Below are 25,869 nucleotides of genomic sequence, written 5' to 3'. Positions count from 1 at the left end.
TCCTCAGTACGCCAGAGCGCGGTCGACGGCATCCAGCACCCGGTCCAGGCTGGGCAGGTACTCCTCCTCCAGCCGCGCCGGCGGGTACGGCGCGTGGTAGCCGCCGACCCTGAGCACCGGGGCCTCCAGGTGGTAGAAGCAGCGCTCGGTGATACGCGCGGCGATCTCCGCGCCCGAGCCGAAGAACACCGGCGCCTCGTGCACCACGACCAGGCGGCGGGTCTTCTCCACCGAGGCCTGCAGGGAGTCGAAGTCGAGCGGGCTGACCGAGCGCAGGTCCAGGACCTCCAGGTTCTTGCCCTCCTCGGCGGCCGCGTCCGCGGCCTCCTGGCAGAGCTTCACCATCGGGCCGTACGCCGCGAGCGTCAGGTCGGTGCCCTCGCGGACCACCCGGGCCTTGTGCAGCGGGCCGGGGATCGCCTCGGTGTTGACCTCGCCCTTGTCCCAGTAGCGCCGCTTCGGCTCGAAGAAGATCACCGGGTCGTCGCTCTGGATGGCCTGCTGCATCATCCAGTACGCGTCGGACGCGTTCGACGGGGTGACGATCTTCAGGCCCGCCACGTGCGCGAACAGCGACTCCGGGGACTCGCTGTGGTGCTCGACGGCGCCGATGCCGCCGCCGTAGGGGATGCGCACGACGACCGGCAGCTTGACCTTGCCCAGCGAGCGGGCGTGCATCTTCGCGAGCTGCGTGACGATCTGGTCGTACGCCGGGAAGACGAAGCCGTCGAACTGGATCTCCACCACCGGGCGGTAGCCGCGCAGCGCCAGGCCGATCGCGGTGCCGACGATGCCCGACTCGGCGAGCGGGGTGTCGATCACCCGCTCCTCGCCGAAGTCCTTCTGCAGACCGTCGGTGACCCGGAAGACACCGCCGAGCTTGCCGACGTCCTCGCCCATGACGACGACCTTCGGGTCCGTCTCCAGGGCACGGCGCAGCGACTCGTTGATCGCCTTGGCCAGGGCCATCTTCTCCGCTGCCATGATCAGACCCCCTCTGCGTCGGCGAACGACGCCTGGTAGGCGGCGAACTGCGCGCGCTCCTCGTCGACGAGCGCGTGCCCGTCCGCGTACACGTTCTCGAAGATGGCGAAGTGGTCCGGGTCCGGCATGGCACGGACCGCCTCACGCACTCGCTTGCCCAACGCTTCGCTCTCGGCCTCGAGTTCCGCGAAGAATCCCTCGTCCGCGTGGTTTGAGGCCTCCAGGTACCGGCGAAGCCGCAGGATCGGGTCCTTGGCCTCCCAGGCGACGCGCTCCTCGTCACCGCGGTAGCGGCTGGGGTCGTCGGAGGTGGTGTGGGCGCCCATGCGGTAGGTCCAGGCCTCGATCAGGGCCGGCCCCTCACCGCGCCGTGCCCGCTCCAGCGCCCAGCGGGTGACCGCGAGGGACGCGAGGACGTCGTTGCCGTCGACGCGGACGCCGGGGAAGCCGAAGCCCTGGGCGCGCTGGTAGAGGGGGACGCGGGTCTGCTTCTCGTTGGACTCCGAGATCGCCCACTGGTTGTTCTGGCAGAAGAACACGACCGGCGCGTTGTAGACGGCGGCGAAGTTGAACGCCTCGCTCACGTCGCCCTGGCTGGAGGCGCCGTCGCCGAAGTAGGCGATGACCGCGCTGTCGGCGCCGTCCTTGGCGACGCCCATCGCGTAGCCGGTGGCGTGCAGCGCCTGGGAGCCGATGACGATCGTGTACAGGTGGAAGTTGTTGCCGTTGGGGTCCCAGCCGCCGTTGTTCACGCCGCGGAACATGCCGAGCAGGTTGGTCGGGTCGACCCCGCGGCACCAGGCGACGCCGTGCTCGCGGTAGGTCGGGAAGACGTAGTCGTCCTCGCGGGTGGCCCGGCCGGAGCCGATCTGGGCGGCCTCCTGGCCGAGCAGCGAGGCCCACAGGCCCAGCTCGCCCTGGCGCTGGAGGGAGGTCGCCTCGGCGTCGAAGCGGCGGGTGAGCACCATGTCGCGGTACAGGCCGCGCAGCTCATCGGGGGTGATGCCGTCGACGTAGGCGTCGTATTCGGCGTTCTTGACGCGCTTGCCCTCGGGCGTCAGCAGCTGTACGAGCTCCGGCTCGCTGTTCTCCGGCTTCCTCGCGGTCGTGCGCTTGCCGGCCGTGCTTTTGGTACCGGCGCTGCGTCGCGGCTTGCGCGCGGCAGTGCTCTCCACGGTCACGTGTGCTCCTCCGTCGGTCCGGCATCCCGGGTTCGCCGGGTGCCAGTGCGGCTCACCTGCTTGCCCTGGGGCGCACGGGGTGGGTGCGGCTCGGTCGGGAAACAGGCGTGACAGGTGCCCCGGCGAGCGCCCTGCAAAAGGCACGTTACCCAGTGCTCCACATTTCTGTGAAACCCCACCTGACCTGCGATTTTGCTTGGATTTCCAAGTAAATCGAGATCTGCGGGAACTCTTCCTGGTCACAGCCTTGCAGGGGGCCGGAGCAAAGGCACGTTATCCCGGTGAACCAGGTCACGGGAAGAGTCCGCCGAAAGGTCACCGAGAGCGCGGTCACAGGAGCTGTGTGACACTGACCGCGTGCGCGTGAGGGCATAAATCATTGTTTTTCTTCGGGAGGCGGCGGGGCCTCGGTGAGGGCCTTCGACGGCGGTTCGAGCACGTTCTGCGATCGGTTATGACTGCCTGTGACAACGCCCAGCTCAGGGCCTCGAATCGTGCCCTAGCATCGGGCGCGTGCCGCGACCGTGTGTACCACCCCCTCTGCCTCACGCGCCCCCATTAGGCGCCCTGTTGAGCCGGTACGCCGCCGGCTCCGCACTCACCTGCGAACCCGTCGACCAGGGGCTGTTGAACCGCGGCTACCGCCTGTGCACCACCCGCGGCCGCTACTTCCTCAAACACCACGTCGACCCCGACAGCGCCGACCCGGACGCCCTGGAGCGCCGGCACCGCGCCACCCAGCGCCTGGCCGACCTGGGCGTCCCGGTCGCCCCGCCGCTGGCCGACCGCGACGGCCGCACGGTCGCCGTCGTCGGCGGCCACGCCTACGCGCTGCACCCGTGGATCGACGGCCGCCACCGCCACGGCGGCCAGCTCACCCGCGGGGAGAGCGCGCGCCTCGGGGCGCTCCTGGGCGCCGTGCACGCCTGCCTGGAGCGCGTGATGCCGCCGAAGGGGCGCACCCGGCCCGCCACGAGCCCCCATCCCGTGGAGAGCGCCGACCCCGCCGACACCTTCGCGCTCATCGACGACCTGCTCGCCCGGGTCCGCCGCCACCACCCGGCCGACGCCTTCGACGACCTGGCCAGGCACCGGCTGCTGGAACGCCGTGACCTGCTGGAACGGCACGCCGACCGCAGGCCGCCGCGCGGCGGTCCGGTGGGCTGGGTGCACGGCGACTTCCACCCGTTCAACCTGCTGTACCGCGACGACGCCCCCGCCGCGATCGTCGACTGGGACCGGCTGGGCGTACAGCCCCGCGCCGAGGAGGCCGTACGCGCCGCCGCGATCTTCTTCGTACGGCCCTCCGGCACGCTCGACCTCCCGAAGGTACGGGCGTACGCGCGCGCGTACCGGCGCGCGGCCGGGGCCACGCCCTCGGAGCTGGCCGCGGCCGTGCACCGCGTGTGGTGGGAACGCCTGAACGACTTCTGGATGCTGCGCTGGCACTACGAACGCGGCGACACCCGCGCCGACTGCCAGTTCCCGGCCGCCTCCGCGCTCGCCGTGTGGTGGACACGGGAGTACGACGCGGTGTGCGCCGCGTTCGCGGAGTGAGCCGGGACGGGGAGGCGGGCCGGGAGGCGGCGGGCCCGGCTAGTGGGCGCCGCCGTCGGCGCCGCCGTTGGTGACGCCCTCCAGAGTGCCGCCGCCGTCCGTCGGCTGGCTGGCACTCGGCTGGGTGTCCGTCGGCTCGGTGTCGGTCGGCTGGGTGTCCGTCGGCTCCGTGTCGGTCGGCTGGGTGCGCGTCGGCTCGTCCGTCGGCTCGGTGTACGACGGGGACGGCGTGTACGACGGCTCCTGCGACGGCGTCCACGTGTTCTCGTCGCCCCAGCCGGACCCGTCGTCCGTCGAGCCGCCGGTGTTCTGGTCGGCCGTCTCGTCGCTCGGCGTCGGAGTCGGCGACTCCTCGGCGGTGGAGCGGGAGACCGTGGGCGTCGGGGTGGTCTTCGGGCCGCCGCCGTGGCCGCCGGAGTCCTTCAGCGCCAGCGCCACGCCCGCCGCGATCGCGATCACCGCGAGGACGGCGAGGATCCACAGCTTGCCCCGGCCGCTGCCCTTGTTGCCGTGCCCCTCGAAGCCGCCGTCGTCGCCGCTGCCGTACCCGGCGGGCAGGATCGGCTGCGGGATCGCGGTCGTACCGGCGCCGTCGCCGGGGTGCGGCAGCACCTGCGTGCCGGCGAAACCGGCGGCGGGGGTGTGCCGGCCGTCGTGCATGTCGACGGGGCCGGTGTTCCAGGTGCCGGTGTGGCCGCCCGCCTCGTAGAGCATCTGCAGCGCGTACTGGACCAGTCCGCGCATCTCCTCGGCCGTCTGGAAGCGGTCGTCGGGCTCCTTGGCGAGGGAGCGCATGACGAGGCCGTCCAGCTCCGGCGGGGAGCCGTCGGAGACCTCCGAGGGCGGCGTCGGGATGTCCTGGACGTGCTGGTAGACCACCGACAGCGGGGTCTCGCCGGTGAACGGCGGCCGCAGCGCGAGCAGTTCGTACAGCAGGCAGCCCGTCGCGTACAGGTCGGAGCGGTGGTCGACGGCCTTGCCGAGCGCCTGCTCCGGGGAGAGGTACTGCGGGGTGCCCATCACCATGCCGGTCTGCGTCATCGTCGTCGACGCGCCGTGCAGCGCGCGGGCGATGCCGAAGTCCATCACCTTCACCGCGCCGGTGTTGGTGATGATGACGTTGGCCGGCTTGATGTCGCGGTGCACGATGCCGTGCTGGTGCGAGTAGGCGAGCGCCTCCAGCACACCGGAGACGATGATCAGGGCCTGCTCGGGCCCCGGCGCCTCGGCGTTCATCAGCAGGTCGCGGATGGTGCGGCCCTCGACCAGCTCCATCACGATGTACGGCACGCTCTGGCCGCCCACGACGTCCTCACCGGAGTCGTACACGGCGACGATCGCGTGGTGGTTGAGGCCGGCCACCGACTGGGCCTCGCGCGTGAAGCGGGCCTTGGAGACCGGGTCCTCGGCGAGGTCGGCGCGCAGCAGCTTCACCGCCACCGTGCGGCCGAGACGTACGTCCTCGGCCGCGAACACCTCGGCCATGCCGCCCCGGCCGAGTCTGCCGGTGAGCCGGTACCGGCCGTCCCCGACAAGTCCGCCGTTACCCCACATCTCCGGCGCGTCTGACATCCCGCCGCCAGTCGCCTCGGGGTCGGACGGGCCCTGAGCGCGCTGCTGCTGTGCCATCAGTCCTCGCCGTCGTTTCTGCCCGCGGTGCGCGCGGTGTTGTTACGGTCTCCGTCGGCCACGCTACAGCCTCCGCGCAAGGCGCCGGTGCGGGAAGGGTGCCCGGACCGGACAGGAGCCGGACCGGCCATCAAAGCGTCAAGGCCTCCACTCGTGCAAATTCCGTGTACCGGCCGTACGCCCGCTGTAACGCTTCCGCGACGCTTCTTTCGCGTACGGTCACGGAACGGGCACCGAGCTTGACGTGTCAGTGCCCTCCGGCAGACTTGGCCGGGAATAGCACTTTCGATCAACGCCAGCAAGCGCCTGACGGCCGGCCGATGGGGGACGCAGAAGATGAGCCAGGACGGCGCACAGGGCCGGTATGCGGGGCGGGCGCTGGCCAACGGCCGCTACCAGCTGCGCGACTTGCTCGGCGAGGGCGGCATGGCCTCGGTGCACCTCGCCTACGACGCCGTGCTCGACCGGCAGGTCGCCATCAAGACGCTGCACACCGAACTCGGCCGCGAACAGGCCTTCCGCGAGCGGTTCCGGCGCGAGGCGCAGGCCGTGGCCAAGCTCACGCACACCAACATCGTGTCCGTCTTCGACACCGGCGAGGACGACCTCGACGGCTCGACGATGCCGTACATCGTCATGGAGTACGTCGAGGGCCGCCCGCTCGGCTCGGTGCTCGCCGAGGACATCCAGCAGCAGGGCGCGATGCCCGCCGACAAGGCGCTGAAGATCACCGCGGACGTGCTCGCCGCGCTGGAGATCAGCCACGAGATGGGGCTGGTCCACCGCGACATCAAGCCGGGCAACGTGATGATGACCAAGCGCGGCGTGGTCAAGGTCATGGACTTCGGCATCGCGCGCGCCATGCAGTCCGGTGTCACGTCGATGACGCAGACCGGCATGGTCGTCGGCACCCCGCAGTACCTCTCGCCGGAGCAGGCGCTCGGCCGCGGGGTGGACGCGCGCAGCGACCTCTACTCCGTCGGCATCATGCTGTTCCAGCTGGTCACCGGGCGGCTGCCGTTCGACGCGGACTCCCCGCTGGCGATCGCGTACGCGCACGTGCAGGAGGAGCCGCCGGTCCCCTCCTCGATCAACCGCTCGCTGCCGCCGGCGGTGGACGCGCTGGTCGCCCGCGCGCTGAAGAAGAACCCGAACGAGCGGTTCCCGACGGCCGAGTCGATGCGCGACGAGTGCCTGCGCGTGGCGGCCTCCTTCCAGGCGGCCCCGCCGAGCATCGTGCCCGGCGCGCCCACGCAGAGCGGCTCGGGCGTCGGCTCGGCGGTGTTCCCGCCGGTCGGCCAGACCACGCACCCGCCACAGCAGGGCGTCCAGACGCCGTACCAGCCGACCCCGGCGCCCGCCCCGAACCCGTACAGCACCCCGGCGCCGGCGCCCTCGCCGGCCTACGGCTACCCGCAGCAGGGCGGCTACCCGACGCCGAGCCCGGCGCAGTACGCCCAGCAGGGCGGCGCGGCCACCCCGCCGCCGTACACCCTGAACCCGCAGCCCGGGCCCTCGTCCCCGCAGGGCGGCGGCCGCAGCAGCCGGCCGGTGATCGTCGGCTCGGCCGTGGTCGCGGTGATCGCGGTCGTCGGCCTGATCGCGGCCCTGTCGATGCGCGGCGACGACGGCGGCTCCGACGCGGGCTCCGACAACGCCTCCCCATCGGCGTCCCACGCGGCCGGCTACCGCGGCCCGGACACCTCGCGCACGATCGACACCAGCGAGTGCTCCGAGCCCAAGGAGGGGTACGACGACCCCGACAAGATCGAGGTGCCGGACTTCCGGTACAAGTACATCGCCTCGGTCAAGGCGTGCATGTCGGCGGCTGGCTGGAAGATCAAGACGACGACCGTGGACGAGAACGTCTACGGCGAGGGCGCGGTCATCAACCAGTTCCCGAAGCCCGGCACGGAGGTCGACCCGCAGGACGTCGAGATCCAGGTCAGCGTGTCGTCGGGCAACCCGCCGGCCTGACCCCGGCCCCGGTCATACGGAAGGGCCTGGCGGCAATCCGCCGGGCCCTTCGTGTGTCCTGCCTCCGCGAGGCCCGCGTACGGCTTACAAGTACGGGCCGCCCTGGCGGCCGCCCGCGCGCGGGTCGTCCTGGCCGTCGGAGCCGACGCCGGGCGGGAGGGCGCGGCGCATCTGCTCCAGCTGGGCGCGCGCGGCCATCTGCTGGGCGAACAGCGTGGTCTGGATCCCGTGGAAGAGCCCCTCCAGCCAGCCCACCAACTGGGCCTGCGCGATGCGCAGTTCCGCGTCGGAGGGGGTGGCGTCGTCGGTGAACGGCAGCGACAGCCGCTCCAGCTCCTCCACCAGCTCCGGGGCCAGACCGTCCTCCAGCTCCTTCACCGAGCTGGCGTGGATCTCCTTGAGCCGGACCCGGCTCGCCTCGTCGAGCGGAGCCACGCGGACCTCTTCGAGCAGCTGCTTGATCATGCTGCCGATCCGCATGACCTTGGCCGGCTGCTCGACCTGTTCCGTCAGCGGCGTCTCGTGGGAGTCCTCGTCGCCATCGACGCCACCGAGTGCCATGCCGTCCTGGCCCACGACCAGGATCCTCTGGGGGTTCTCCGGCGACCGTTCGTTCCTCGGCATCTCCATGCCCACATTCTCTCGCACCCCTGTACCTCATCACCGTGGTGCCCCCGGCGGCGGCTGATCCACCGTTTTCGTACGGCACGTTCATGTCACGGTCGCCGGGATCCTCGCCCTGTCGGCGGAGTCCGGAATGCCGGGAGAGGGAGGGAGTGTGAGCCTTGTCCTGTGGCACCCACACGACGGCTGCGGAAAACAGGGCTCGTGCTGCCGAGAGCGGCGGCACTGGGGGCGGCTGCGCTGATGCTGACGGGGGTACAGACGGCGTACTCCGCCGCTCCGGCTGTGGCCGTGGCGGTGTACGACGCGCCGGTGCGCGCCTCGGAGGACGGTGACCGGGACCGCGACGAGCGGGGCCGGACGGAGGAACGGGGCCGGGCCGAGGAGCGGTCCGAGTCGTCCCGTCCGCGGGGCGAGGACGCCGGCCGCCCGGGAGCGCCCTCCCACGACGCCAGTGCGTCGCACGGCTCGGAGTCGTCGCACGGCTCGGAGTCGTCGTACGGCTCCGGCTCGGCGTACGGCTCCTCGCATCCCGGCAGGCCCGCGCCTCCCGGGCCCTCCGCCGAGCCCTCCCGCGCCGGGAGCCGGGCCGGCGAGGGCCGGCTGCGGCCGGGACGTCCGGCGTCGGAGGAACCGGCCCCCGCCGACGAGGAGCAGGTGCCGGACGAGGAGGCCGAGGACGGTGGCGGTGCCGCCGACGAGGCCGACGAGCCCGGTCGCGCCGACGAGGCGGGGGAGGGCGAGGAGCCGCAGGGCGCGGACACCGTGCCCTCCGGGCAGCCCTCCCAGCCCGCGCAGCCGCCGGGGTCCGGTGCGCCGACCCGCGCACCGCAGGCCGCCGTACCGGCCGGGCAGGCCGCCGAACCCGTGCTGCGGATCCTGCCGCTGGGCAGCGGACTGGTGCTGATCGGGCTCGGCCTGGCCTGCGCGTTCGCGGGTCTGCGGCTGCGGCGCGGGTGACGCGCCGCAGGGCCGGGGCCGACGCGGTGTTACGGCGTGACCAGGAGGACCTTGCCGACGTGGCCGCTGGCCTCCACCACCGAGTGGGCCTCGCCGGCCTCGGTCATCGGCAGTTCGCGGTCGACGACGGGGCGGACGTGCCCGGCGTCGAGCAGCGGCCACACGTGTTCGCGGACGGCCGCGACGATCGCCGCCTTCTCCTCCAGCGGGCGGGCCCGCAGCGTCGTCGCGCTGATCGCGGCGCGCTTGCGCATCAGCGCGCCGATGTTCAGCTCGCCCTTCACCCCGCCCTGCATACCGATGATGGCCAGCCGGCCGCTGACGGCGAGCGCCTGGACGTTGCGGTCCAGGTACTTGGCGCCCATGTTGTCCAGGATGACGTCGGCGCCGGCACCGTCGGTGGCCTTCATCAGCTCGGCGACGAAGTCCTGCTCCCGGTAGTTGATCAGGATGTCGGCGCCCAGCTCGGCGCAGTACGCCAGCTTCTCCTTCGTGCCCGCGGTGACGGCGACCTTGGCGCCGACGGCCTTGGCGAGCTGGATCGCCATCGTGCCGATGCCGCTGGAGCCGCCGTGCACGAGCAGCGTCTCGCCGGGGCGCAGGTGGGCGACCATGAACACGTTGGACCAGACCGTGCAGACCACCTCGGGCAGCGCGGCCGCGCGGACGAGACCGACGCCCTTGGGCAGGGGGAGCAGCTGCCCGGCCGGGACGGCGACCTTCTCGGCGTAGCCCCCGCCGGAGAGCAGCGCGCACACCTCGTCGCCGACGGCCCAGCCGGAGACGCCGGGGCCGAGCGCGGCGACCCGGCCGGAGACCTCCAGGCCGGGGTAGGGGGAGGTGCCGGGCGGCGGGTCGTAGAAGCCCTGCCGCTGGAGGATGTCGGCCCGGTTGACGGCGCTGGCCGCCACGTCGACCAGGACCTCTCCCTCGCCGGGCACCGGGTCGGGGACCTCCGCCCACACCAGCGCCTCGGGACCACCGGGTTCGGGAATCGTGATCGCATGCATGTGCGTGACGCTACCCCTCGCGCCGGGTGAAAAAGGTGTGCGATCACCGATGATTTCGCGCGACGGTGAAGGTCTTCCCCTGCGAGTGCCGGACACGGCCGGAGCACTGCCTCCCCGCCCGGCCGGAGCATCGCCCGGAGCCCGGGAGCACGCCATGAGCACGCCGGAAGGACACCTGCCATGAGCCAGCAGACCGCCGACCTGGCCATCGAGACCGCGGGCCTGGTGAAGACGTTCGGCGCGACGCGCGCGGTCGACGGCGTCGACCTGGCCGTGCCGGCCGGCACGGTGTACGGCGTCCTCGGTCCGAACGGGGCCGGGAAGACCACCACCGTGAAGATGCTCGCCACGCTGCTGCGGCCGGACGCCGGCGAGGCGCACGTCTTCGGCCGTGACGTGGTGCGCGAGGCGGACGAGGTCCGCGGCCGGGTCAGCCTGACCGGGCAGTACGCCTCCGTGGACGAGGACCTCACCGGCATGGAGAACCTGGTGCTGCTCGGCCGGCTCCTCGGCCACGGCAAGAAGGGCGCCCGGGCGCGCGGTGAGCGGCTGCTGGCGGCGTTCGGGCTGGCTGAGGCGGCGGGCCGGCAGGTCAAGCACTACTCGGGCGGCATGCGGCGCCGGCTGGACATCGCCGCGTCGATCCTGAACACGCCCGACCTGCTCTTCCTCGACGAGCCGACGACCGGTCTGGACCCGCGCAGCCGCAACCAGGTGTGGGAGATCGTCCGCGCGGTGGTCGCCCAGGGCACGACGGTGCTGCTGACCACGCAGTACCTCGACGAGGCGGACCGGCTGGCGTCCCGGATCGCCGTGATCGACCGGGGGCGGGTCATCGCCGAGGGCACGAAGGGCGAGCTGAAGGCGTCCGTGGGCGCCGGCTCGGTCCATCTGCGGCTGCGCGACCCGGCACAACGGCCCCGCGCCGCCGAGGTGCTGCGCCGCGCCCTGGGCGCCGCCGTGCAGGAGGAGCCCGACCCCGTGGCGCTGACGGCCCGGCTCGGGGCGGCGGCGGGCGACGACGGCGCGGCCGGGCAGGCCGCCCGCGCGCTCGGCGAACTCGCCGCGACCGGGATCACCGTCGACGACTTCTCGCTGGGCCAGCCCAGCCTGGACGAGGTCTTCCTCGCCCTCACCGGACACGGCACCCACGACTCCGAGGAGGTGGCGGCGTGAGCACCACGGCCACGACCGGGACCAAGGACCTCGCCCCCGTCAGCGCCGAGTCGCTCGCCGCGCTGCTGGTCGCCGGCGAGCGGCCGCCGCGGCCGAGCGCGCTCTCGGCGTCCCTCACCTTCGGCTGGCGGGCCGTCCTCAAGATCAAGCACGTCCCCGAGCAGCTCTTCGACGTCACCGCGTTCCCGATCATGATGGTGCTGATGTACACGTACCTGTTCGGGGGCGCCCTGGCCGGCTCCCCGAAGGAGTACATCCAGTTCCTGCTGCCGGGCATCCTGGTGATGTCGGTCGTGATGATCACGATGTACACCGGAGTCTCCGTCAACACCGACATCGAGAAGGGCGTCTTCGACCGGTTCCGCAGCCTGCCCGTGTGGCGGCCGGCGCCCATGGTCGGCTATCTCCTCGGCGACGCCCTGCGGTACACGATCGCGTCCGTGGTGATGCTCAGCGTCGGTCTGGTCCTCGGCTACCGGCCAGGCGGCGGGGCCGGCGGGGTCCTCGCCGGGATCGCGCTGCTGGTGCTGTTCTCGTTCGCGTTCTCCTGGATCTGGACGATGTTCGGGCTGCTGCTGCGCACCGAGAAGTCGGTGATGGGCGTCAGCATGATGGTGATCTTCCCGCTGACCTTCCTGTCCAACGTCTTCGTCGACCCGCGCACCATGCCGGGCTGGCTGCAGGCGTTCGTCAACAACAGCCCGGTGACCCATCTGTCGTCCGCGGTGCGCGGGCTGATGGCCGGGGACTGGCCGGCCGACGAGGTCGCCTGGTCGCTGGGGTGGGCCGGGCTGTTCGTGGTGGTGTTCGGGCCGGTGACGATGCGGCTGTACAACCGGAAGTAGGGCGCGCGGCACGGAGGCACACCCCTGCACGGAGGCGCGCCCCTGCACGGAAGCAGGGCCCGCGGCAGGCGCTCAGGACAGGGTGACACCTGGCCGCGGCGGCTCCGGTTCCGGCGCCCGGACGATCGCGATCACCCGGTCGGTCGGCTCCAGGACGCCGACGGCCGGGTCGTCGTAGTCGAGCACCCGGTGCCCGCGGACGACGCTCACCACCAGGTCGGCCGTCTCGCGCGGGCTGCGGCCCGCCTCCGCCTTGGTGACGGGGCGTTCGATCAGGTCCAGCCCGCTGCCCTGCTGGATGAGGTCCTCCATGACCAGGCCTGCCGACGGACTGAGGACGGACAGCCCGAGCAGCCGTCCGGCCGCCCCGGCGCCCGTGATGACCTCGTCGGCGCCGGACTGCTTCAGCAGCGGCGCGTTCTCCTCCTCCCGCACCGCGGCCACGATGGTCGCCTCGGCGTTGAGCTGGCGGGCCGTCAGGGCCACCAGGACGGCCGTGTCGTCGCGCTGCGTCGCGATGATGACCCGGCCCGCCCGGTGCACCTCGGCCCGCCGCAGGACGTCGGTGCGGGTGCCGTCGCCGACCACGCCCGTGTAGCCCTCGGCGGTCGCCGCCTCGACCGTCTTCGCGCTCGGGTCGACCACCACGATGCGGTCCTTGCGCAGCCCCGCCGCGCAGACGGCACGGGTCGCGGACCGGCCCTTGGTGCCGAAGCCGACGACGACGGTGTGGTCGCGCACAGTGGACCTCCCGATGTGTTGTGTCCCGACGGAGCGGTCTCCGTCGGCAACCATGGTGCCGTCCGCACGGATCACACGGCAGGGGGCCACGACGATGAAGGACGAGCAGCGACCGGCGCAGGGCGTGGGGAGGATCTCCCCGCTGCGGTCCGTCTGGTACCGCTCGCGCAGCGAGGCCCGCGACGACGTCGAGGCGGGCCGCTCCATCGTGATACCGACACAGTCGGCCACCCCGCCGCTGCTGCAGGTGCTGCGGCGCCTGGCGCTCGCCCTGCTCGTGCTGGTCGCCACCACGGCCATCGTCTACGCCGACCACGCCGGTTACCGGGACAGCTCCGACGGCTCGGTCGATCTGCTCGACGCGGCCTACTACGCCACCGTCACCCTCTCCACCACCGGCTACGGCGACATCACCCCGGTCGGTGACGCGGCGCGGCTCACCAACATCCTCGTCATCACCCCGCTGCGCGTGCTGTTCCTGATCATCCTGGTCGGCACCACGCTGGAGGTGCTCACCGAGCGCACCCGCCAGCAGGTCCGCATCCATCGCTGGCGGGCCCGCATCCAGGACCATGTCGTGGTCATCGGCTACGGCACCAAGGGCCGCCATGCCGTCGAGACCCTGGTCGGACAGGGCATCCCGAGGGAGCGGATCGTCGTCGTCGACGCCCAGCGCAAGACGGCGACGGCCGCCTCCGACGACGGGCTGGTCTCGGTGACCGGCGACGCCACCCGCTCCGAGACCCTGCTGAAGGCCGAACTGCCGCGCGCCGCCCGCGTCATCGTCGCTCCGCAGCGCGACGACACCGCGACCCTGGTCACGCTCACCGCCCGTCAGCTCAACCGGCGGGCCACGATCGCCGCCGCCGTCCGGGAGGACGAGAACGCGCCGCTGCTGAAGCAGTCCGGTGCCGACACCGTCATCACCACCTCCAGCTCGGCCGGCCGGCTGCTGGGGGTGTCGATGGTGAGCCCGACGGTGGCCCGGACGCTGGAGGACCTCATGACCCTCGGCACCGGACTCGACCTGGTCGAGCGCCCGGTGACCGCCGAGGAGGCGGGGCAGTCGCCGCGCGCCTGCGCGGACCTGGTGGTCGCCGTGGTCCGCGACATGCGACTGCTGGACTACACCGATCCCCGGCTGACCGAACTGCGGCCGGGGGACCGGGTCATCACCGTGACCCGGGCGGTGACGCCCGACGAGGGGTGATGTTTCACGTGAAACACGCCCGGATGGCGGTGTTTCACGTGAAACGGGCGCCGGGCCCGGCCGATGCCCACGGCAGGTCGAGAAGTTCCACTTCCTGACCCGGCCGGGCCCCGCCCGGCGGTACGACCGCGAGGGCGTCCGCCGCCGCGATACCCCGCAGCATCGCCGGGCCGTTGTAGTGCAGCGGGGCCGCCCGGCCGCCGCGCAGGACGACGGGGATCAGCCGGGTGTCGTAGGGGTGCCCGTGCACCGCCTCCTTCAGCGGCAGCGCGTACGGCTCCGCCGCGGGGCGCGCGGCGAGTGCGCGCAGCAGGGGCTCGGCGAGCGTGAGCAGGCCGGAGACGGCGGCGAGGGGATTGCCGGGCAGGCCCACAAGGTGGCGGTCGTCGTCGATCCGGGCGAGCAGCATGGGGTGGCCGGGACGCACCTTCACCCCGTCGACCAGCAGCTCGGCACCGATGCGCCCGAGGATCGGATGGACGTGGTCGACCGGACCGGCGGCGGTGCCGCCGGTGGTGACGACCAGGTCGGCGGTGGAGCCGGTGACGGCCTGGTGGAGGGCGTCGGCGTCGTCACCGATCCGGCGGACGGCGGTGACCTCGGCGCCCAGGGCGCGCAGCCACGGCGGCAGCAGGGGGCCGAGCGCGTCGCGGATGAGCCCGTCGTGCGGCAGGCCCTCGGTGAGCAGTTCGTCGCCGAGGACGAGGACGTCGACGCGGGGGCGGGGTACGGCGGTCAAGGTGTCGTATCCGGCGGCCGCGGCGAGGCCGAGGACGGCCGGGGTGACGAGCGTGCCGGCGGGCAGCAGGTGTTCACCGCTGCGGCACTCCTGGCCACGGGGGCGGATGTCCTGGCCGTGGCCGACGTCCCGGGTGGCGTGCAGGCGGCCGGCGTCGTCGGTGCGGCCGTGCTCGCTGCGCAGGACGGACGTGGTGTCGGGCGGGATGCGGGCGCCGGTGGCGATGCGGACGGCCTCGCCGTCGGCGAGGGGCTCGGGCGCCGCGTGCCCGGCGAGCACCCCGGCGTCCCGGACCGTCCAGGGACCGGGTCCTGCGACGGCCCAGCCGTCCATCGCGGAGGTGTCGAAGGACGGCAGGTCGGTGAGCGCGGCCAGGGGGGCGGCCAGGGTGAGACCGAGGGCGGCGTCGAGCGGCACGGCGACCGGGGCGCGGTGGGCGGCGCGCCGGCGTCCGGCGCGGGCGGCGACGGCCCGGGCCTCGGGCCAGGGAGTGGCGCGGTGGCGCTCGTGGGAGGGCCCGGAAGCCGCGTGTCCGGTGCCGGGGTGCGCTGGGGCCGGGGCGGGGCCGGGGTCACCGGGGGTGCGGCGGCCGGCGGGCGCACGGCTGTCCTTCACGAGGGCGAGCACCTCCTCGACGTCGAAGTCCCCGGCGTCCTGGCCGCCCCGGACGTCCGGGGCGGTCATCCGGCGTCCGGACGGGTGTCGGGCGTGGCGTCGGGGGCCGCGTCGGTCTTGGCGGCGGCGGACTCCTCGGCCCAGCGCCGGGCGAGCGCGGCGGTCTTGCGGGCGGCGTCGGCGACGGCCTCGGGGCCGCCCTCGGCGCGCGCGGCGGCGTACCCGACGAGGAAGGTGGTCAGCGGGGCCGCGGGCCGGGCCACGCCGTGGGCGGCGTCCCGGGCGAGGTCGAGCAGCACCTTGGTGTCGACGTCGAGGTCGATGCCCAGCTCGTCCTTGACTGCGGAAATCCATTCATCCAGCACGTGCCCATGCTCCCTGATGCGTTGCCTGGCGGTGGCGATGTCGTCCCAGGTGTCGCAGTCGAAGGAGGCCACGGGGTCCGGGACGCGGGTGAGGTCGAGGCCGGCGGTCAGCCGGCGCAGCGGCAGGCCGGTCAGTGCGGTGTGCTCCGCGGTGAGCGCGGCGAGGCCCCGGCGCAGCGCCGGGCCGCGGTAGGCGGCGACGAGGGGCTGGTCGCGGCCGTCGCCGTCGGTGAGCAGCGCGCCGTCGGCGCCGGTGGCGTCCAGGGCGGCCAGCAGCCGCCGTACGGTCGGCGCGGCGAGGAAGGGCAGGTCGGCGGAGAGGACGACGACCCGCTCGGCGGTGGTGTGCCGCAGGCCGGCGTCGAGGGCGGCGAGCGGGCCCCCGCCGGGCGGTTCCTCGCGGGTCCAGCGCACCGGCCGGGCGGTGGGGCGGGGCGCGGCCACCACGACGGTGGTGGCGGCGTCGGCGCAGGCGGCGAGGACGCGGTCGAGCAGCGCCCGGCCGCCCACCCGCACGGCGGGCTTGTCCGCGCCGCCGAGCCGCCGGGCTCCACCGCCGGCGAGGACGACGGCGTCGTAGGCGGACGCGTCGTCGTGGCCGGCGGGATCCGGGGGCGCGGGCGAGGTCACCCCCCGAGTATGCGTGCCCCCGCGATCGGACGTGATGCGGGGGCACGGACGGGAAGCGGCGGAGGCAGCGGCGGCCCGGACTCAGCGGGCCGGACGGCCCTCACCAGGCCGGACGGCCCTCACAGGGTCCGCAGCAGCACCGCCGGCTGTTCGACGCAGTCCGCGACATGGCGCAGGAACCCGCCGGCGGTGCCGCCGTCGCACACCCGGTGGTCGAAGGTGAGCGACAGCTGGACGACCTGCCGGACGGCCAGCTCGCCTTCGTGCACCCACGGCTTGGGGACGATGCGGCCGACGCCGAGCATGGCGGCCTCGGGGTGGTTGACGATCGGCGTGGAGCCGTCGACGCCGAACACGCCGTAGTTGTTCAGCGTGAAGGTCCCGCCGGTCAGTTCGGCCGGGGTGAGCCGGCCGTCCCGGGCGGCCTCGGTGAGCCGGGCGAACTCCGCGGTCAGCGACTCGGCGTCGCGGGCGTGCGCGTCCCGGACGACGGGCACGACCAGGCCCCGCTCGGTCTGCGCGGCGAACCCGAGGTGCACGTGGTCGAGCTGGACGACCTCCCTGGCCTCGGTGTCGACGAAGGAGTTCAGCTCGGGGTAGCGGGCCAGGGCGGCCGTGCAGATGCGGGCCAGCAGCGCCAGCAGGGAGATCTTCGGTCCCCCGGCGGCGTTCATCGCGGTCCTGGCGCGCATCAGTTCCGTCGCGTCGGCGTCCACCCAGCAGGTGGCGTCCGGGATCTCCCGGCGGCTGCGGGACAGCTTGTCGGCGACGGCGCCGCGGACGCCCTTGAGCGGCACGCGGACGCCGCCCGTGGGGGCGGAGGACGGCCGGGCCGCGGCAGCGGACGGCTGCGGCTGCGGGGCCGGGTGCGCGGCGGGCGCGGCGGCGGGCTGCGGGGCCTGGGCGCGGCCCGCGGCGGCCCGCAGCGCGTACTCCACGTCCGCCCGCAGGATCAGCCCGTCGGGTCCCGAACCGTGCAGTTCGCGCAGGTCCAGGCCGTTCTCGCGGGCGAGCCGCCGCACGAGCGGCGAGATCACCGGGACCGGGCCCTCGCCGGGCGCGGTGCCGACGGTGGCCGGCGCCGGGGCGGTGACCCGCGCGGCGGGGGCGGCGGGGGCCGTGGCGGCAGGGGAACTGCCGTTGGCCGAAGTCGCCGCACCCGAGGTGCCGCCCGCCGACGCGCCGGGCGTGCCCGAAGCGGCGGACGTGAGCGCGGTGGGCCGGACGCGGCGGCGCCGGGCCGGGGGCGCGCCCGTGCCGTAGCCGACGAGGACGTTGCCGGAGCCCTCCGCCGAGCCCTTGCCCGCGCCGCTGCCCGGAGCCGGTGTCCCGGCGCCCGTGCCCGCAGCGGTGGACGTGCCCGTGCCCGTGCCGGCGTCCGGAAGGCCGGGCCCGCCGTCGGCCGGTGCGCCGACCGCCACCGTCAGCAGGGGCGCCCCGACGGGCAGTTCCTCGCCCTCCTCGCCGAAGCGGGCGGTGACCACACCGCCGTAGGGGCAGGGCACCTCGACCATCGCCTTGGCCGTCTCGACCTCGACGACCGGCTGGTCGACGGCGACGACGTCACCGACCTGCACCAGCCAGCGCACGATCTCGGCCTCGGTCAGCCCCTCCCCGAGGTCGGGGAGCTTGAACTCCAGCACCTGTGCCATCAGCCTTCGGCCTCCCATTGCAGACGCGCCACGGCGTCCAGGATCCGGTCGACGCCGGGAAGATGGTGCCTCTCCAGCATCGGCGGCGGGTAGGGGATGTCGAACCCGGCCACGCGCAGCACCGGCGCCTCCAGGTGGTGGAAGCAGCGCTCGGTCACCCGTGCCGCGATCTCACCGCCGGGGCCGCCGAAGCCGCCCGACTCGTGGACGACGACCGCGCGCCCGGTGCGCCGCACCGACGCGCAGACCGTCTCGTCGTCGAACGGCACCAGGGAGCGCAGGTCGACGACCTCCAGGTCCCAGCCCTCCGCCTGGGCGGCCTCGGCGGCCTCCAGGCAGACCGGCACCGACGGGCCGTACGTGATCAGCGTGGCGCTGCGGCCCGTGCGGCGCACCACCGCGCGGCCGATCGGCTCGACGGGCGTGGGCTCCTCGGGGTTCCAGGAGTCCTTCGACCAGTACAGGCGCTTGGGTTCGAGGAAGACGACCGGGTCGTCGGAGGCGATGGCGGCGCGCAGCAGGCCGTAGGCGTCGGCGACGGTCGCGGGCGTGACGACATGGAGCCCCGGAGTCGCCATGTAGTACGCCTCGGAGGAGTCGCTGTGGTGCTCGACGCCGCCGATGCCGCCGCCGTAGGGCACGCGGACGGTGATCGGCAGCGGCATCTTGCCGCGGGTGCGGTTGCGCATCCGCGAGACATGGCTGATGAGCTGCTCGAACGCCGGGTAGGCGAAGGCGTCGAACTGCATCTCCACGACCGGGCGCAGCCCGTACATGGCCATGCCGACGGCGGTGCCGAGGATGCCGGCCTCGGCGAGCGGGGTGTCGGTGCAGCGGTCCTCGCCGAACTCCTTGGCGAGGCCGTCGGTGACGCGGAAGACACCGCCGAGGGTGCCGACGTCCTCGCCCATCACGTGGACGGCGGGGTCGGCGGCCATCGCGTCGCGCATGGCGCGGGTGAGCGCCTGCGCCATGGTGGCCGGCTTGACGGCGACGGTCGTCATCCGTGGGCCCCTTCCCGGTCGGTCTGCTCGGCCTCCAGCTCGGCGCGCAACTGCGCCCGCTGCTCCAGCAGCTGCGGCGTGGGCTCGGCGTAGACGTGGGCGAAGAGATCCATCGGGTCGAGCACCGGGTCCTGGTTCATGCGCTCGCGCAGGGCGGCGGCGAAGGTCTCCGCGTCCTGGCGGGCGGCGGCGACGCCGTCCTCGTCGAGCAGGCCGCGCTCGGTCAGCTCGCGCTCAAGCAGCAGGATCGGGTCGTGGTCGCGCCAGGCGTCGACCTCGGCGGAGCCGCGGTAGCGGGTGGCGTCGTCGGCGTTGGTGTGCGCGTCGACGCGGTAGGTGATGGCCTCCACCAGGGTGGGTCCGCCGCCCGCACGCGCGTGCCGCACGGCGTCGGTCAGGACCTCGTGCACGGCCGCGGCGTCGTTGCCGTCGACCAGGCGGCCCGGCATGCCGTACCCGACGGCCTTGTGGGCCAGGGAGGGGGCGGCGGTCTGCTTGGCGAGCGGCACGGAGATCGCGAAGCCGTTGTTCTGCACGAGGAAGACGACGGGGGCCTGCCAGACGGCGGCGAAGTTCAGCGCCTCGTGGAAGTCGCCCTCGCTGGTGCCGCCGTCGCCGACCATGGCCAGCGCGACGACGTCGTCGCCCTTGAGGCGGGCGGCGTGGGCGAGGCCGACGGCGTGCGGGAGCTGGGTGGCGAGCGGCGTGCTGAGGGGGGCCACGCGGTGCTCGTAGGGGTCGTAGCCGGTGTGCCAGTCACCGCGGAGCAGGGTGAGCGCCTCCACCGGGTCCACGCCGCGCGCGACCGCGGCGAGCGTGTCCCGGTAGCTGGGGAAGAGCCAGTCCTGTTCCTTCAGCGCGAGCGCGGCGGCGACCTCGCAGGCCTCCTGGCCGGTGCTGGAGGGGTAGACGGCGAGGCGGCCCTGCTTGGTGAGGGCGGTGGCCTGCGCGTTGTAGCGACGGCCGCGCACCAGCTGGGTGTACAGGGTGCGCAGCAGCGCGGGGTCGGCCTTGGCCGCCGCCTCGGTGCCGAGGACGCGGTGGGGCTCGGGGTCGGGCAGCAGCGGCGCGGGGTCCGTGCGGGGCTGCCAGGCGGGCGGCGGCGCGGGCTGGTAAGCGCCGCGCTGCTCCATGACCGTCATGACGGCACCTCCTGGTGGGAGCGGCTGAAGGCGCAGCGTCTGTGATGCGCCTCACCTACCGATTGTTCGGTCGTCGGCACATTTTGGCTACAGGCGGCCTCAGGCTGTGGACAAACGGTTCTCCACAGCCTGCAATGAACGCAGGACGTCCATGGGAGAGAGGCGGGGGGACGTGGCATCTGAACAAATGGCCGAGGGCCCGGACGGCGGCGCGCCGCTGCCCGCACCGCGCCCGCTGGACGCGATCGACGAGGACATCCTGCGGATGCTCCAGGCCGACGGCCGCGCGTCGATACGGTCGGTGGCCGAGCGGGTGCACGTCTCCCGGGCCAACGCCTACGCGCGGATCAACCGCCTCATCGAGGACGGGGTCATCCGCGGTTTCAGCGCCCGCGTCAACCATGAACGCGCAGGTCAGGGCACATCCGCGTATATCACCCTGAAGATCGTCCAGAACTCCTGGCGCACGGTCCGCGAGCAGCTGCGCCAGTTGCCCGGCGCCTCCCACATCGCCCTGGTCGGCGGCGACTTCGATGTGCTCCTGCTGGTACACACCAGCGACAACCGCGCCCTGCGCGAACTGGTCCTCACCCGTCTCCAGGCCATCCCCGAGGTGCTGAGCACCCGCACGCTGCTGGTCTTCGAGGAGGAGGACCTGGAACCGCAGGGCTGAGGCGTCAGGCGTCGGCGGGCAGCACCGCGACGGCGACCATCACCCACAGCATGGGCAGCAGCGACAGACCGAGCGCGACGCCGGCGGCCAGCATCCGCGGGGCCCGCAGGGACCTGCGGTGCGGCAGCAGCCAGGAGAACGCGAGCAGCCCGAAGGATCAGTAGAGCAGGCCTCCGAAGGCGCCGCTCTCCCCCTGGGAGGCGAACCAGCGGTACTCCAGGAGGAGGAAGGGCACGGCGAGCGAGGAGGCGACGAGGGGGGCCCGCCACCAGGTGGCGTGGCGTTCGGCGGTCCGGATCATGCGCCCAGCCCATCACCGGCGGGCCGGCCGGCACATCGGCGGACGTACTCAGACCGGCCACGCGCGCGTACTCACACCCAGAGCCCTCCAGGACACCCTGCGCAGCCCCCCAGAGCCCTCTAGGAAGCCCTGCGCAGCCCTCCGAAGACCAGGTGGGCCACCGCCTCGGCCACTTCCCGCTCGCTCATGCCGCGGCCGTCCGGCCGGTACCACTCCACGATGGAGTTGATCATGCCGAAGACCAGCCGGGTGGCGAGCCGCACCTCCACGTCCCCGCGGACGTCCCCGTCCGCGGCGGCGGCCTTCAGCAGCTCCGCCACGCGGTGGTCGAAGTCCCGGCGCCGGTCCAGCGCCCACCGCTCCGTGCCGGTGTTGCCGCGCACCCGCAGCAGCAGCGTCACGTACGGCAGTTCGGCGATGAGCACCTCGACCATGCGCCGCACGACGTACTCCAGGCGGTCCGCGGCGCGTCCCACGCGCGCGGGCTCCTCGTCGAGGATGGCGAACAGCTCGTCCAGCGCCCGGCTGACGGCCCGCTTCAGCAGCTCCTCCTTGCCCGCCACATGGTGGTAGATCGACGACTTGGAGATGCCGGCGGCCTTCGACAGGTGCTCCATGGAGGTGCCGTCGTAGCCGCGCTCGTTGAAGACCTGCACGGCGACGGAGAGCAGGGTCTCCGGGGTGTACGTGTCGCGCTTGGCGGTGGTCATGGGGTGCCCTCCCGCGGGTCGGCGGCGTGCGCGTGGCGGTACAGCGCGAGCGAGGGCGCGTAACGGCCCGACGGGTCGCGCAGGTTCAGCTCCTCCAGCAGGTCGTGCACCCGGGTGGCGCCGACCCGGCGGCTCCACTCGAAGGGACCCAGCGGGTAGTTGACGCCCAGCCGCATCGCCGTGTCGATGTCCTCCTCGGTGGCCACGCCCTTGGCGACGGCGTCGTGCGCGAGGTCGACGATCCGGGCGACCGTACGGGCGACGATCATGCCGGGGACGTCCCCGATGACGCTGACGTCCTTGCCGAGGGCCTGGAAGAAGCCGATGGCCTCGGCGAGCACCTGCGGGGAGGTGTCCTGGCAGGCGGACAGGGCGATGCGGGTGGCGCGGCGGTAGTCCAGGGCGAGGTCGAAGTAGACGACGTCGCGGAACTCCACCGAGGTCTGCCCGTCCGCGAGGACCAGCTCGCCGCCGCTGGGCAGCACCAGACGGGTGCCGTTGTCCTCGTCCTCCTCGCGGACCTGGACGCCCGCCTCCCGGGCCATCGCGAGCAGCTCCCCCGCCGGTCCGAGGTCGCCCTCGGCGACGACGTACGCGGGCGCCGGCCGCTTCTCCGCGGTGTGCGGCTCGGGCCGCTCGGCGCCGTCGCGGTAGTCGTACCAGCCCTGCCCGCTCTTGCGGCCGAGCCGGCCGGACTCCACCAGGCGCCGCTGGGCGAGCGAGGGGGCGAAACGCACGTCCTGGAAGAAGGACTGCCACACCGAGTGCGTGACGGACTCGTTGACGTCCTGCCCGATCAGGTCGGTCAGCTCGAAGGCGCCCATGCGGAAGCCGCCGCACTCGCGCAGCACGGCGTCGATGGTGGCGGGGTCGGCGCCCTGGGACTCGTACACCGCGAACGCCTCGGCGTAGAAGGGCCGGGCGATGCGGTTCACGATGAAGCCCGGGGTGTCCGCGCAGGCGACCGGCGTCTTGCCCCAGGCGCGGGCGGTCTCGTACGCGCGCGTGGCGGAGGTGACGTCGGTGGCGAAACCGGAGACGACCTCGACCAGCGGCAGCAGCGGCGCCGGGTTGAAGAAGTGCAGGCCGACGAAGCGGCCGGGGTGGCGCAGCGCGCCGCCGATCGCGGTGACCGACAGGGAGGAGGTGTTGGTGGCGAGCAGGCAGTCCTCGGAGACGATGTCCTCCAGCTCGCGGAACAGCTCCTGCTTGACGTCCAGCCGCTCCAGGACGGCCTCGACGACCAGGGCGCAGTCGGCCAGCTCCGCGAGGGACCCGGCGGGGGTCAGACGGGCGCGGGCGGCGTCCCGGTCGGCGGCGGTGAGCCGGTCCTTCTCGACGAGCCGGTCGAGGCGGGCGCCGATCGCGTCGGCCGCGTCACGGGCCCGCCCGGGGACGGCGTCGTACAGCCGTACGGGATGACCGGCGACCAGCGCGACCTGGGCGATGCCCTGGCCCATGGTGCCGGTGCCGACGACGGCCACGGGGCTGCTGAGGTCGAGTGCTGTCATGTCCGCGATCCTCCCGCACGGGGTTTTCCACAGATGCGGCAGGCCCCCTTGTCCCGACCGATCGTTCGGTTACTCTAACTCTGACTGGCTGTTCTTGCCCATCATTCGCCCAGGTCATGAACTCGACGGAGAGTTCGCAAGACGAGGAGTTGGTCCCGCATGGCCGCCGAACTGACCGCCCACGAGCTGATCGCCAAGCACCGGCCCACCCTCGACCAGGCGCTGGAGGCGATCCGCACCCGCGCGTACTGGTCCCCGCACCCCGAGCACCCGAAGGCCTACGGGGAGAACGGCAGCCTGGACGCGGCGGCGGGCAAGGCCGCCTTCGACGCCCTGCTCGGCACCCGTCTCGACCTCGGCCAGCCCGGCACGGACGACTGGGTCGGCGGCGAGGTGTCGCCGTACGGCATCGAGCTGGGCGTGGAGTACCCGCACGCCGACCTCGACGTGCTGCTGCCGGCCATGCGCGCGGGCCAGAAGGCCTGGCGGGACGCGGGCGCGGAGATCCGCGCGGTGGTCTGCCTGGAGATCCTCAAGCGCATCAGCGACCGCACGCACGAGTTCGCGCACGCGGTCATGCACACCTCCGGCCAGGCGTTCATGATGGCGTTCCAGGCGGGCGGCCCGCACGCGCAGGACCGCGGCCTGGAAGCGGTGGCGTACGCGTACGTGGAGCAGGTCCGCACCCCCGACACCGCGGAGTGGACCAAGCCGCAGGGCAAGCGCGACCCGCTCGCCATGACCAAGCAGTTCACGCCCGTCCCGCGCGGCATCGGCCTGGTCATCGGCTGCAACACCTTCCCGACGTGGAACGGCTACCCGGGCCTGTTCGCCTCCCTCGCCACCGGCAACGCGGTCCTGGTCAAGCCCCACCCGCGCGCGGTGCTGCCGCTCGCGCTGACCGTGCAGGTCGCCCGCCAGGTGCTCACCGAGGCCGGATTCGACCCGAACCTGGTGGCGCTGGCCGTCGAGCGGCCCGGCGAGGGCATCGCCAAGACGCTCGCCACCCGCCCCGAGATCCGCATCATCGACTACACCGGCTCGACCGAGTTCGGCGACTGGCTGGAGGCCAACGCCCGCCAGGCGCAGGTGTACACGGAGAAGGCCGGCGTCAACACCGTCCTCGTGCAGTCCACGGCCGACTACAAGGGCATGCTGTCCAACCTGGCGTTCTCGCTGTCGCTGTACAGCGGCCAGATGTGCACCACCCCGCAGAACCTGGTCATCCCCCGCGACGGCATCCGCACCGACCAGGGCCCGAAGACCTTCGACGAGGTGACCGCCGATCTGGCGAAGGCGGTCGACGGGCTGCTCGGCGACGACGCCCGCGCCAACGCCCTGCTCGGCGCGATCGTGAACCCCGACGTCAAGGCCCGCCTGGAGGCCGCCGCCGGGCTCGGCGAGGTCGCGCTCGCCTCCCGCGAGATCACCAACCCGGAGTTCCCGGGAGCGGTCGTGCGCACGCCCGTCATCGTCAAGCTGGACGGCGCCAAGCCGGACGCCGAGGCCGCCTACATGAGCGAGTGCTTCGGCCCGGTCTCCTTCGCCGTCGCCGTCGACTCCGTCAACGACGCGGTGGAGCTGCTGCGGCGCACGATCCGCGAGAAGGGCGCGATGACGGTCGGCGCGTACACCACCGACGAGGACGTCGAGCAGGCCGTGCAGGAGGTCTGCCTGGAGGAGGCGGCCCAGCTGTCCCTCAACCTCACCGGCGGGGTGTACGTCAACCAGACCGCGGCCTTCTCCGACTTCCACGGCTCGGGCGGCAACCCGGCGGCCAACGCGGCGCTGTGCGACGGGGCGTTCGTCGCCAACCGCTTCCGTGTGGTGGAGGTGCGCCGGGAAGCCTGACCTCAGGCCCTGGGGCGGGCCCCGGCCAGGCTCCAGTGGTAGAGCGTCATCGCCACGCTCGTCGCCAGGTTGTAGCTGGAGACCTGAGGGCGCATCGGCAGCGACAGCAAGTGGTCGGCCCGGGCCCGCAGTTCGGGTGACAGACCGCTGCGCTCGCTGCCGAACGCCAGCAGCGCGTCGTCCGGGAGCCGCACGCCCCGGATGTCCTCGCCCTCGGGATCCAGCGCGAACACCGGCCCGGGCGGCAGCTCCGCGACGTCCAGGCGCTCCACCGCCGTCGCGAAGTGCAGGCCCGCGCCGCCCCGGACCACGGTGGGGTGCCAGGGGTCGAGGGTGCCGGTGGTGACGACGCCGGTCGCGCCGAAGCCGGCCGCGAGCCGGATCACCGCGCCCGCGTTGCCGAGGTTGCGCGGCTGGTCCAGGACGACGACGGGCGCGGTGCGCGGCAGCCGCCGCAGCCGCGCCAGCCCCGCCTCACGGGAGGGCCGTACGGCGAGCGCGGCCACCCCGGTCGGGTGCGGACGCGGCACCAGGGCGGCGTACGAGGCCTGCGGCACCTCGGTCAGCAGCGCCTCAAGCGCCTCGCGCACGTCGGGGGCCAGCTCGTCGGCGAGGGCGAGTGCCGCGTCCCGGTCGACGGCGACCGCCACCGGCACCTCGGCGCCGAAGCGCAGGGCGTGCTTGAGGGCGTGGAAACCGTCGAGCAGCACCGCGGTGCCGGCGAGGCGCCGCCAGACGTTCACGGGATCGCGCTGCCCGTCGCGTACGGGGTCGGTCATGCC

General features: G+C 73.4%; 22 protein-coding genes and 1 pseudogene. 8 read left to right on the top strand and 15 right to left on the bottom strand.

The features are described from left to right. Positions 1–3: 3 nt before the first annotated feature. The gene (locus IE308_RS24500) at positions 4–984 is read right to left on the bottom strand and encodes an alpha-ketoacid dehydrogenase subunit beta (RefSeq protein WP_110629274.1); all 981 of its coding nucleotides are present in this window, start codon (positions 982–984) and stop codon (positions 4–6) included. A 2-nt stretch (positions 985–986) separates the two neighbouring features. Further along, positions 987–2,165 carry a pyruvate dehydrogenase (acetyl-transferring) E1 component subunit alpha gene (gene pdhA, locus IE308_RS24495; protein ID WP_110629273.1) on the bottom strand — a complete coding sequence of 393 codons (1,179 nt, stop codon included), beginning with the start codon at positions 2,163–2,165 and terminating at the stop codon, positions 987–989. Between the two features lie 540 nt (positions 2,166–2,705). On the opposite strand from pdhA (IE308_RS24495), the gene IE308_RS24490 reads away from it, so the two are divergent. Further along, on the top strand, positions 2,706–3,722 hold the full coding sequence (locus IE308_RS24490; protein ID WP_110636749.1) for a phosphotransferase: 1,017 nt from the start codon (positions 2,706–2,708) through the stop codon (positions 3,720–3,722). 39 nt (positions 3,723–3,761) lie between these two features. Here IE308_RS24490 and IE308_RS24485 read toward each other — a convergent pair whose 3' ends face one another. Then, positions 3,762–5,351, bottom strand: coding sequence for a protein kinase domain-containing protein (locus IE308_RS24485; RefSeq protein ID WP_190219574.1), 1,590 nt, complete (start codon positions 5,349–5,351; stop codon positions 3,762–3,764). A 336-nt stretch (positions 5,352–5,687) separates the two neighbouring features. Between IE308_RS24485 and IE308_RS24480 the strand changes: the two genes are divergently transcribed. After that, positions 5,688–7,328 carry a protein kinase domain-containing protein gene (locus IE308_RS24480; protein WP_190219573.1) on the top strand — a complete coding sequence of 547 codons (1,641 nt, stop codon included), beginning with the start codon at positions 5,688–5,690 and terminating at the stop codon, positions 7,326–7,328. A gap of 84 nt (positions 7,329–7,412) precedes the next feature. Here IE308_RS24480 and IE308_RS24475 read toward each other — a convergent pair whose 3' ends face one another. Beyond that, on the bottom strand, positions 7,413–7,958 hold the full coding sequence (locus tag IE308_RS24475; protein WP_190219572.1) for a bacterial proteasome activator family protein: 546 nt from the start codon (positions 7,956–7,958) through the stop codon (positions 7,413–7,415). Positions 7,959–8,120: 162 nt separating this feature from the next. Between IE308_RS24475 and IE308_RS24470 the strand changes: the two genes are divergently transcribed. Then, complete coding sequence (locus tag IE308_RS24470; protein ID WP_190219571.1) at positions 8,121–8,912, top strand: hypothetical protein; 792 nt, start codon at positions 8,121–8,123, stop codon at positions 8,910–8,912. Between the two features lie 29 nt (positions 8,913–8,941). Here the strand turns inward: IE308_RS24470 and IE308_RS24465 are convergent, their stop codons facing one another. Beyond that, positions 8,942–9,922 carry an NAD(P)H-quinone oxidoreductase gene (locus IE308_RS24465; RefSeq protein ID WP_190219570.1) on the bottom strand — a complete coding sequence of 327 codons (981 nt, stop codon included), beginning with the start codon at positions 9,920–9,922 and terminating at the stop codon, positions 8,942–8,944. Between the two features lie 180 nt (positions 9,923–10,102). Here IE308_RS24465 and IE308_RS24460 point away from each other — a divergent pair, with 180 nt between their 5' ends. Then, positions 10,103–11,098 carry an ATP-binding cassette domain-containing protein gene (locus tag IE308_RS24460; RefSeq protein ID WP_190219569.1) on the top strand — a complete coding sequence of 332 codons (996 nt, stop codon included), beginning with the start codon at positions 10,103–10,105 and terminating at the stop codon, positions 11,096–11,098. Continuing rightward, positions 11,095–11,943 carry an ABC transporter permease gene (locus IE308_RS24455; protein ID WP_190219568.1) on the top strand — a complete coding sequence of 283 codons (849 nt, stop codon included), beginning with the start codon at positions 11,095–11,097 and terminating at the stop codon, positions 11,941–11,943. Before IE308_RS24460 ends, IE308_RS24455 begins: the two co-directional genes overlap by 4 nt. A gap of 72 nt (positions 11,944–12,015) precedes the next feature. Here IE308_RS24455 and IE308_RS24450 read toward each other — a convergent pair. After that, positions 12,016–12,693, bottom strand: a pseudogene (locus tag IE308_RS24450) (potassium channel family protein); the annotation flags it as partial. An 85-nt stretch (positions 12,694–12,778) separates the two neighbouring features. On the opposite strand from IE308_RS24450, the gene IE308_RS24445 reads away from it, so the two are divergent. Next, positions 12,779–13,894 (top strand): potassium channel family protein, encoded by a 1,116-nt coding sequence (locus IE308_RS24445; protein WP_229909029.1) that lies wholly within the window; start codon positions 12,779–12,781, stop codon positions 13,892–13,894. Positions 13,895–13,928: 34 nt separating this feature from the next. On the opposite strand, the gene IE308_RS24440 is transcribed toward IE308_RS24445, so the two are convergent. From IE308_RS24440 to pdhA (IE308_RS24420), 5 genes are all read right to left on the bottom strand, one after another. Next, a complete protein-coding gene (locus IE308_RS24440) occupies positions 13,929–15,317 on the bottom strand; it encodes a molybdopterin molybdotransferase MoeA (protein WP_190219566.1) in 1,389 nt (462 codons plus the stop codon). Next, positions 15,314–16,243, bottom strand: coding sequence for an NTP transferase domain-containing protein (locus IE308_RS24435; protein ID WP_190219565.1), 930 nt, complete (start codon positions 16,241–16,243; stop codon positions 15,314–15,316). The genes IE308_RS24440 and IE308_RS24435 overlap by 4 nt, the downstream gene beginning before the upstream one ends. Before the next feature lie 119 nt (positions 16,244–16,362). Beyond that, entirely contained in the window at positions 16,363–17,895 is a 1,533-nt protein-coding gene (locus IE308_RS24430) for a dihydrolipoamide acetyltransferase family protein (RefSeq protein WP_190219564.1), read from the bottom strand. Continuing rightward, positions 17,895–18,899, bottom strand: coding sequence for an alpha-ketoacid dehydrogenase subunit beta (locus tag IE308_RS24425; protein ID WP_110629262.1), 1,005 nt, complete (start codon positions 18,897–18,899; stop codon positions 17,895–17,897). The genes IE308_RS24430 and IE308_RS24425 overlap by 1 nt, the downstream gene beginning before the upstream one ends. Next, on the bottom strand, positions 18,896–20,041 hold the full coding sequence (gene pdhA, locus IE308_RS24420) for a pyruvate dehydrogenase (acetyl-transferring) E1 component subunit alpha (RefSeq protein ID WP_190219563.1): 1,146 nt from the start codon (positions 20,039–20,041) through the stop codon (positions 18,896–18,898). Before pdhA (IE308_RS24420) ends, IE308_RS24425 begins: the two co-directional genes overlap by 4 nt. Positions 20,042–20,228: 187 nt before the next feature. On the opposite strand from pdhA (IE308_RS24420), the gene IE308_RS24415 reads away from it, so the two are divergent. Further along, positions 20,229–20,714 carry an Lrp/AsnC family transcriptional regulator gene (locus tag IE308_RS24415; protein ID WP_110629260.1) on the top strand — a complete coding sequence of 162 codons (486 nt, stop codon included), beginning with the start codon at positions 20,229–20,231 and terminating at the stop codon, positions 20,712–20,714. Between the two features lie 157 nt (positions 20,715–20,871). Here the strand turns inward: IE308_RS24415 and IE308_RS24410 are convergent, their stop codons facing one another. The 3 genes from IE308_RS24410 to IE308_RS24400 all read right to left on the bottom strand — a co-directional run bounded on the left by IE308_RS24410 (position 20,872) and on the right by IE308_RS24400 (position 23,236). Further along, a complete protein-coding gene (locus IE308_RS24410) occupies positions 20,872–21,015 on the bottom strand; it encodes a hypothetical protein (RefSeq protein WP_190219562.1) in 144 nt (47 codons plus the stop codon). 119 nt (positions 21,016–21,134) lie between these two features. Further along, on the bottom strand, positions 21,135–21,725 hold the full coding sequence (locus IE308_RS24405) for a TetR/AcrR family transcriptional regulator (protein ID WP_110629258.1): 591 nt from the start codon (positions 21,723–21,725) through the stop codon (positions 21,135–21,137). Beyond that, positions 21,722–23,236, bottom strand: a complete 1,515-nt coding sequence (locus IE308_RS24400) for a 3-hydroxyacyl-CoA dehydrogenase (protein WP_190219561.1) — start codon at positions 23,234–23,236, stop codon at positions 21,722–21,724. Before IE308_RS24400 ends, IE308_RS24405 begins: the two co-directional genes overlap by 4 nt. Positions 23,237–23,395: 159 nt before the next feature. Here IE308_RS24400 and paaN point away from each other — a divergent pair, with 159 nt between their 5' ends. Further along, positions 23,396–25,087, top strand: coding sequence for a phenylacetic acid degradation protein PaaN (gene paaN, locus IE308_RS24395; protein ID WP_190219560.1), 1,692 nt, complete (start codon positions 23,396–23,398; stop codon positions 25,085–25,087). A 2-nt stretch (positions 25,088–25,089) separates the two neighbouring features. On the opposite strand, the gene IE308_RS24390 is transcribed toward paaN, so the two are convergent. Next, complete coding sequence (locus IE308_RS24390) at positions 25,090–25,866, bottom strand: TrmH family RNA methyltransferase (protein ID WP_190219559.1); 777 nt, start codon at positions 25,864–25,866, stop codon at positions 25,090–25,092. Between the last annotated feature and the right edge of the window lie 3 nt (positions 25,867–25,869).

It is taken from the genome of Streptomyces griseosporeus (assembly GCF_014656055.1).
GTDB classification, from domain to species: domain Bacteria; phylum Actinomycetota; class Actinomycetes; order Streptomycetales; family Streptomycetaceae; genus Streptomyces; species Streptomyces griseosporeus.
Note: the sequence above shows the minus strand (reverse complement) of the source record. Positions and strands in the feature narration are given on the sequence as shown.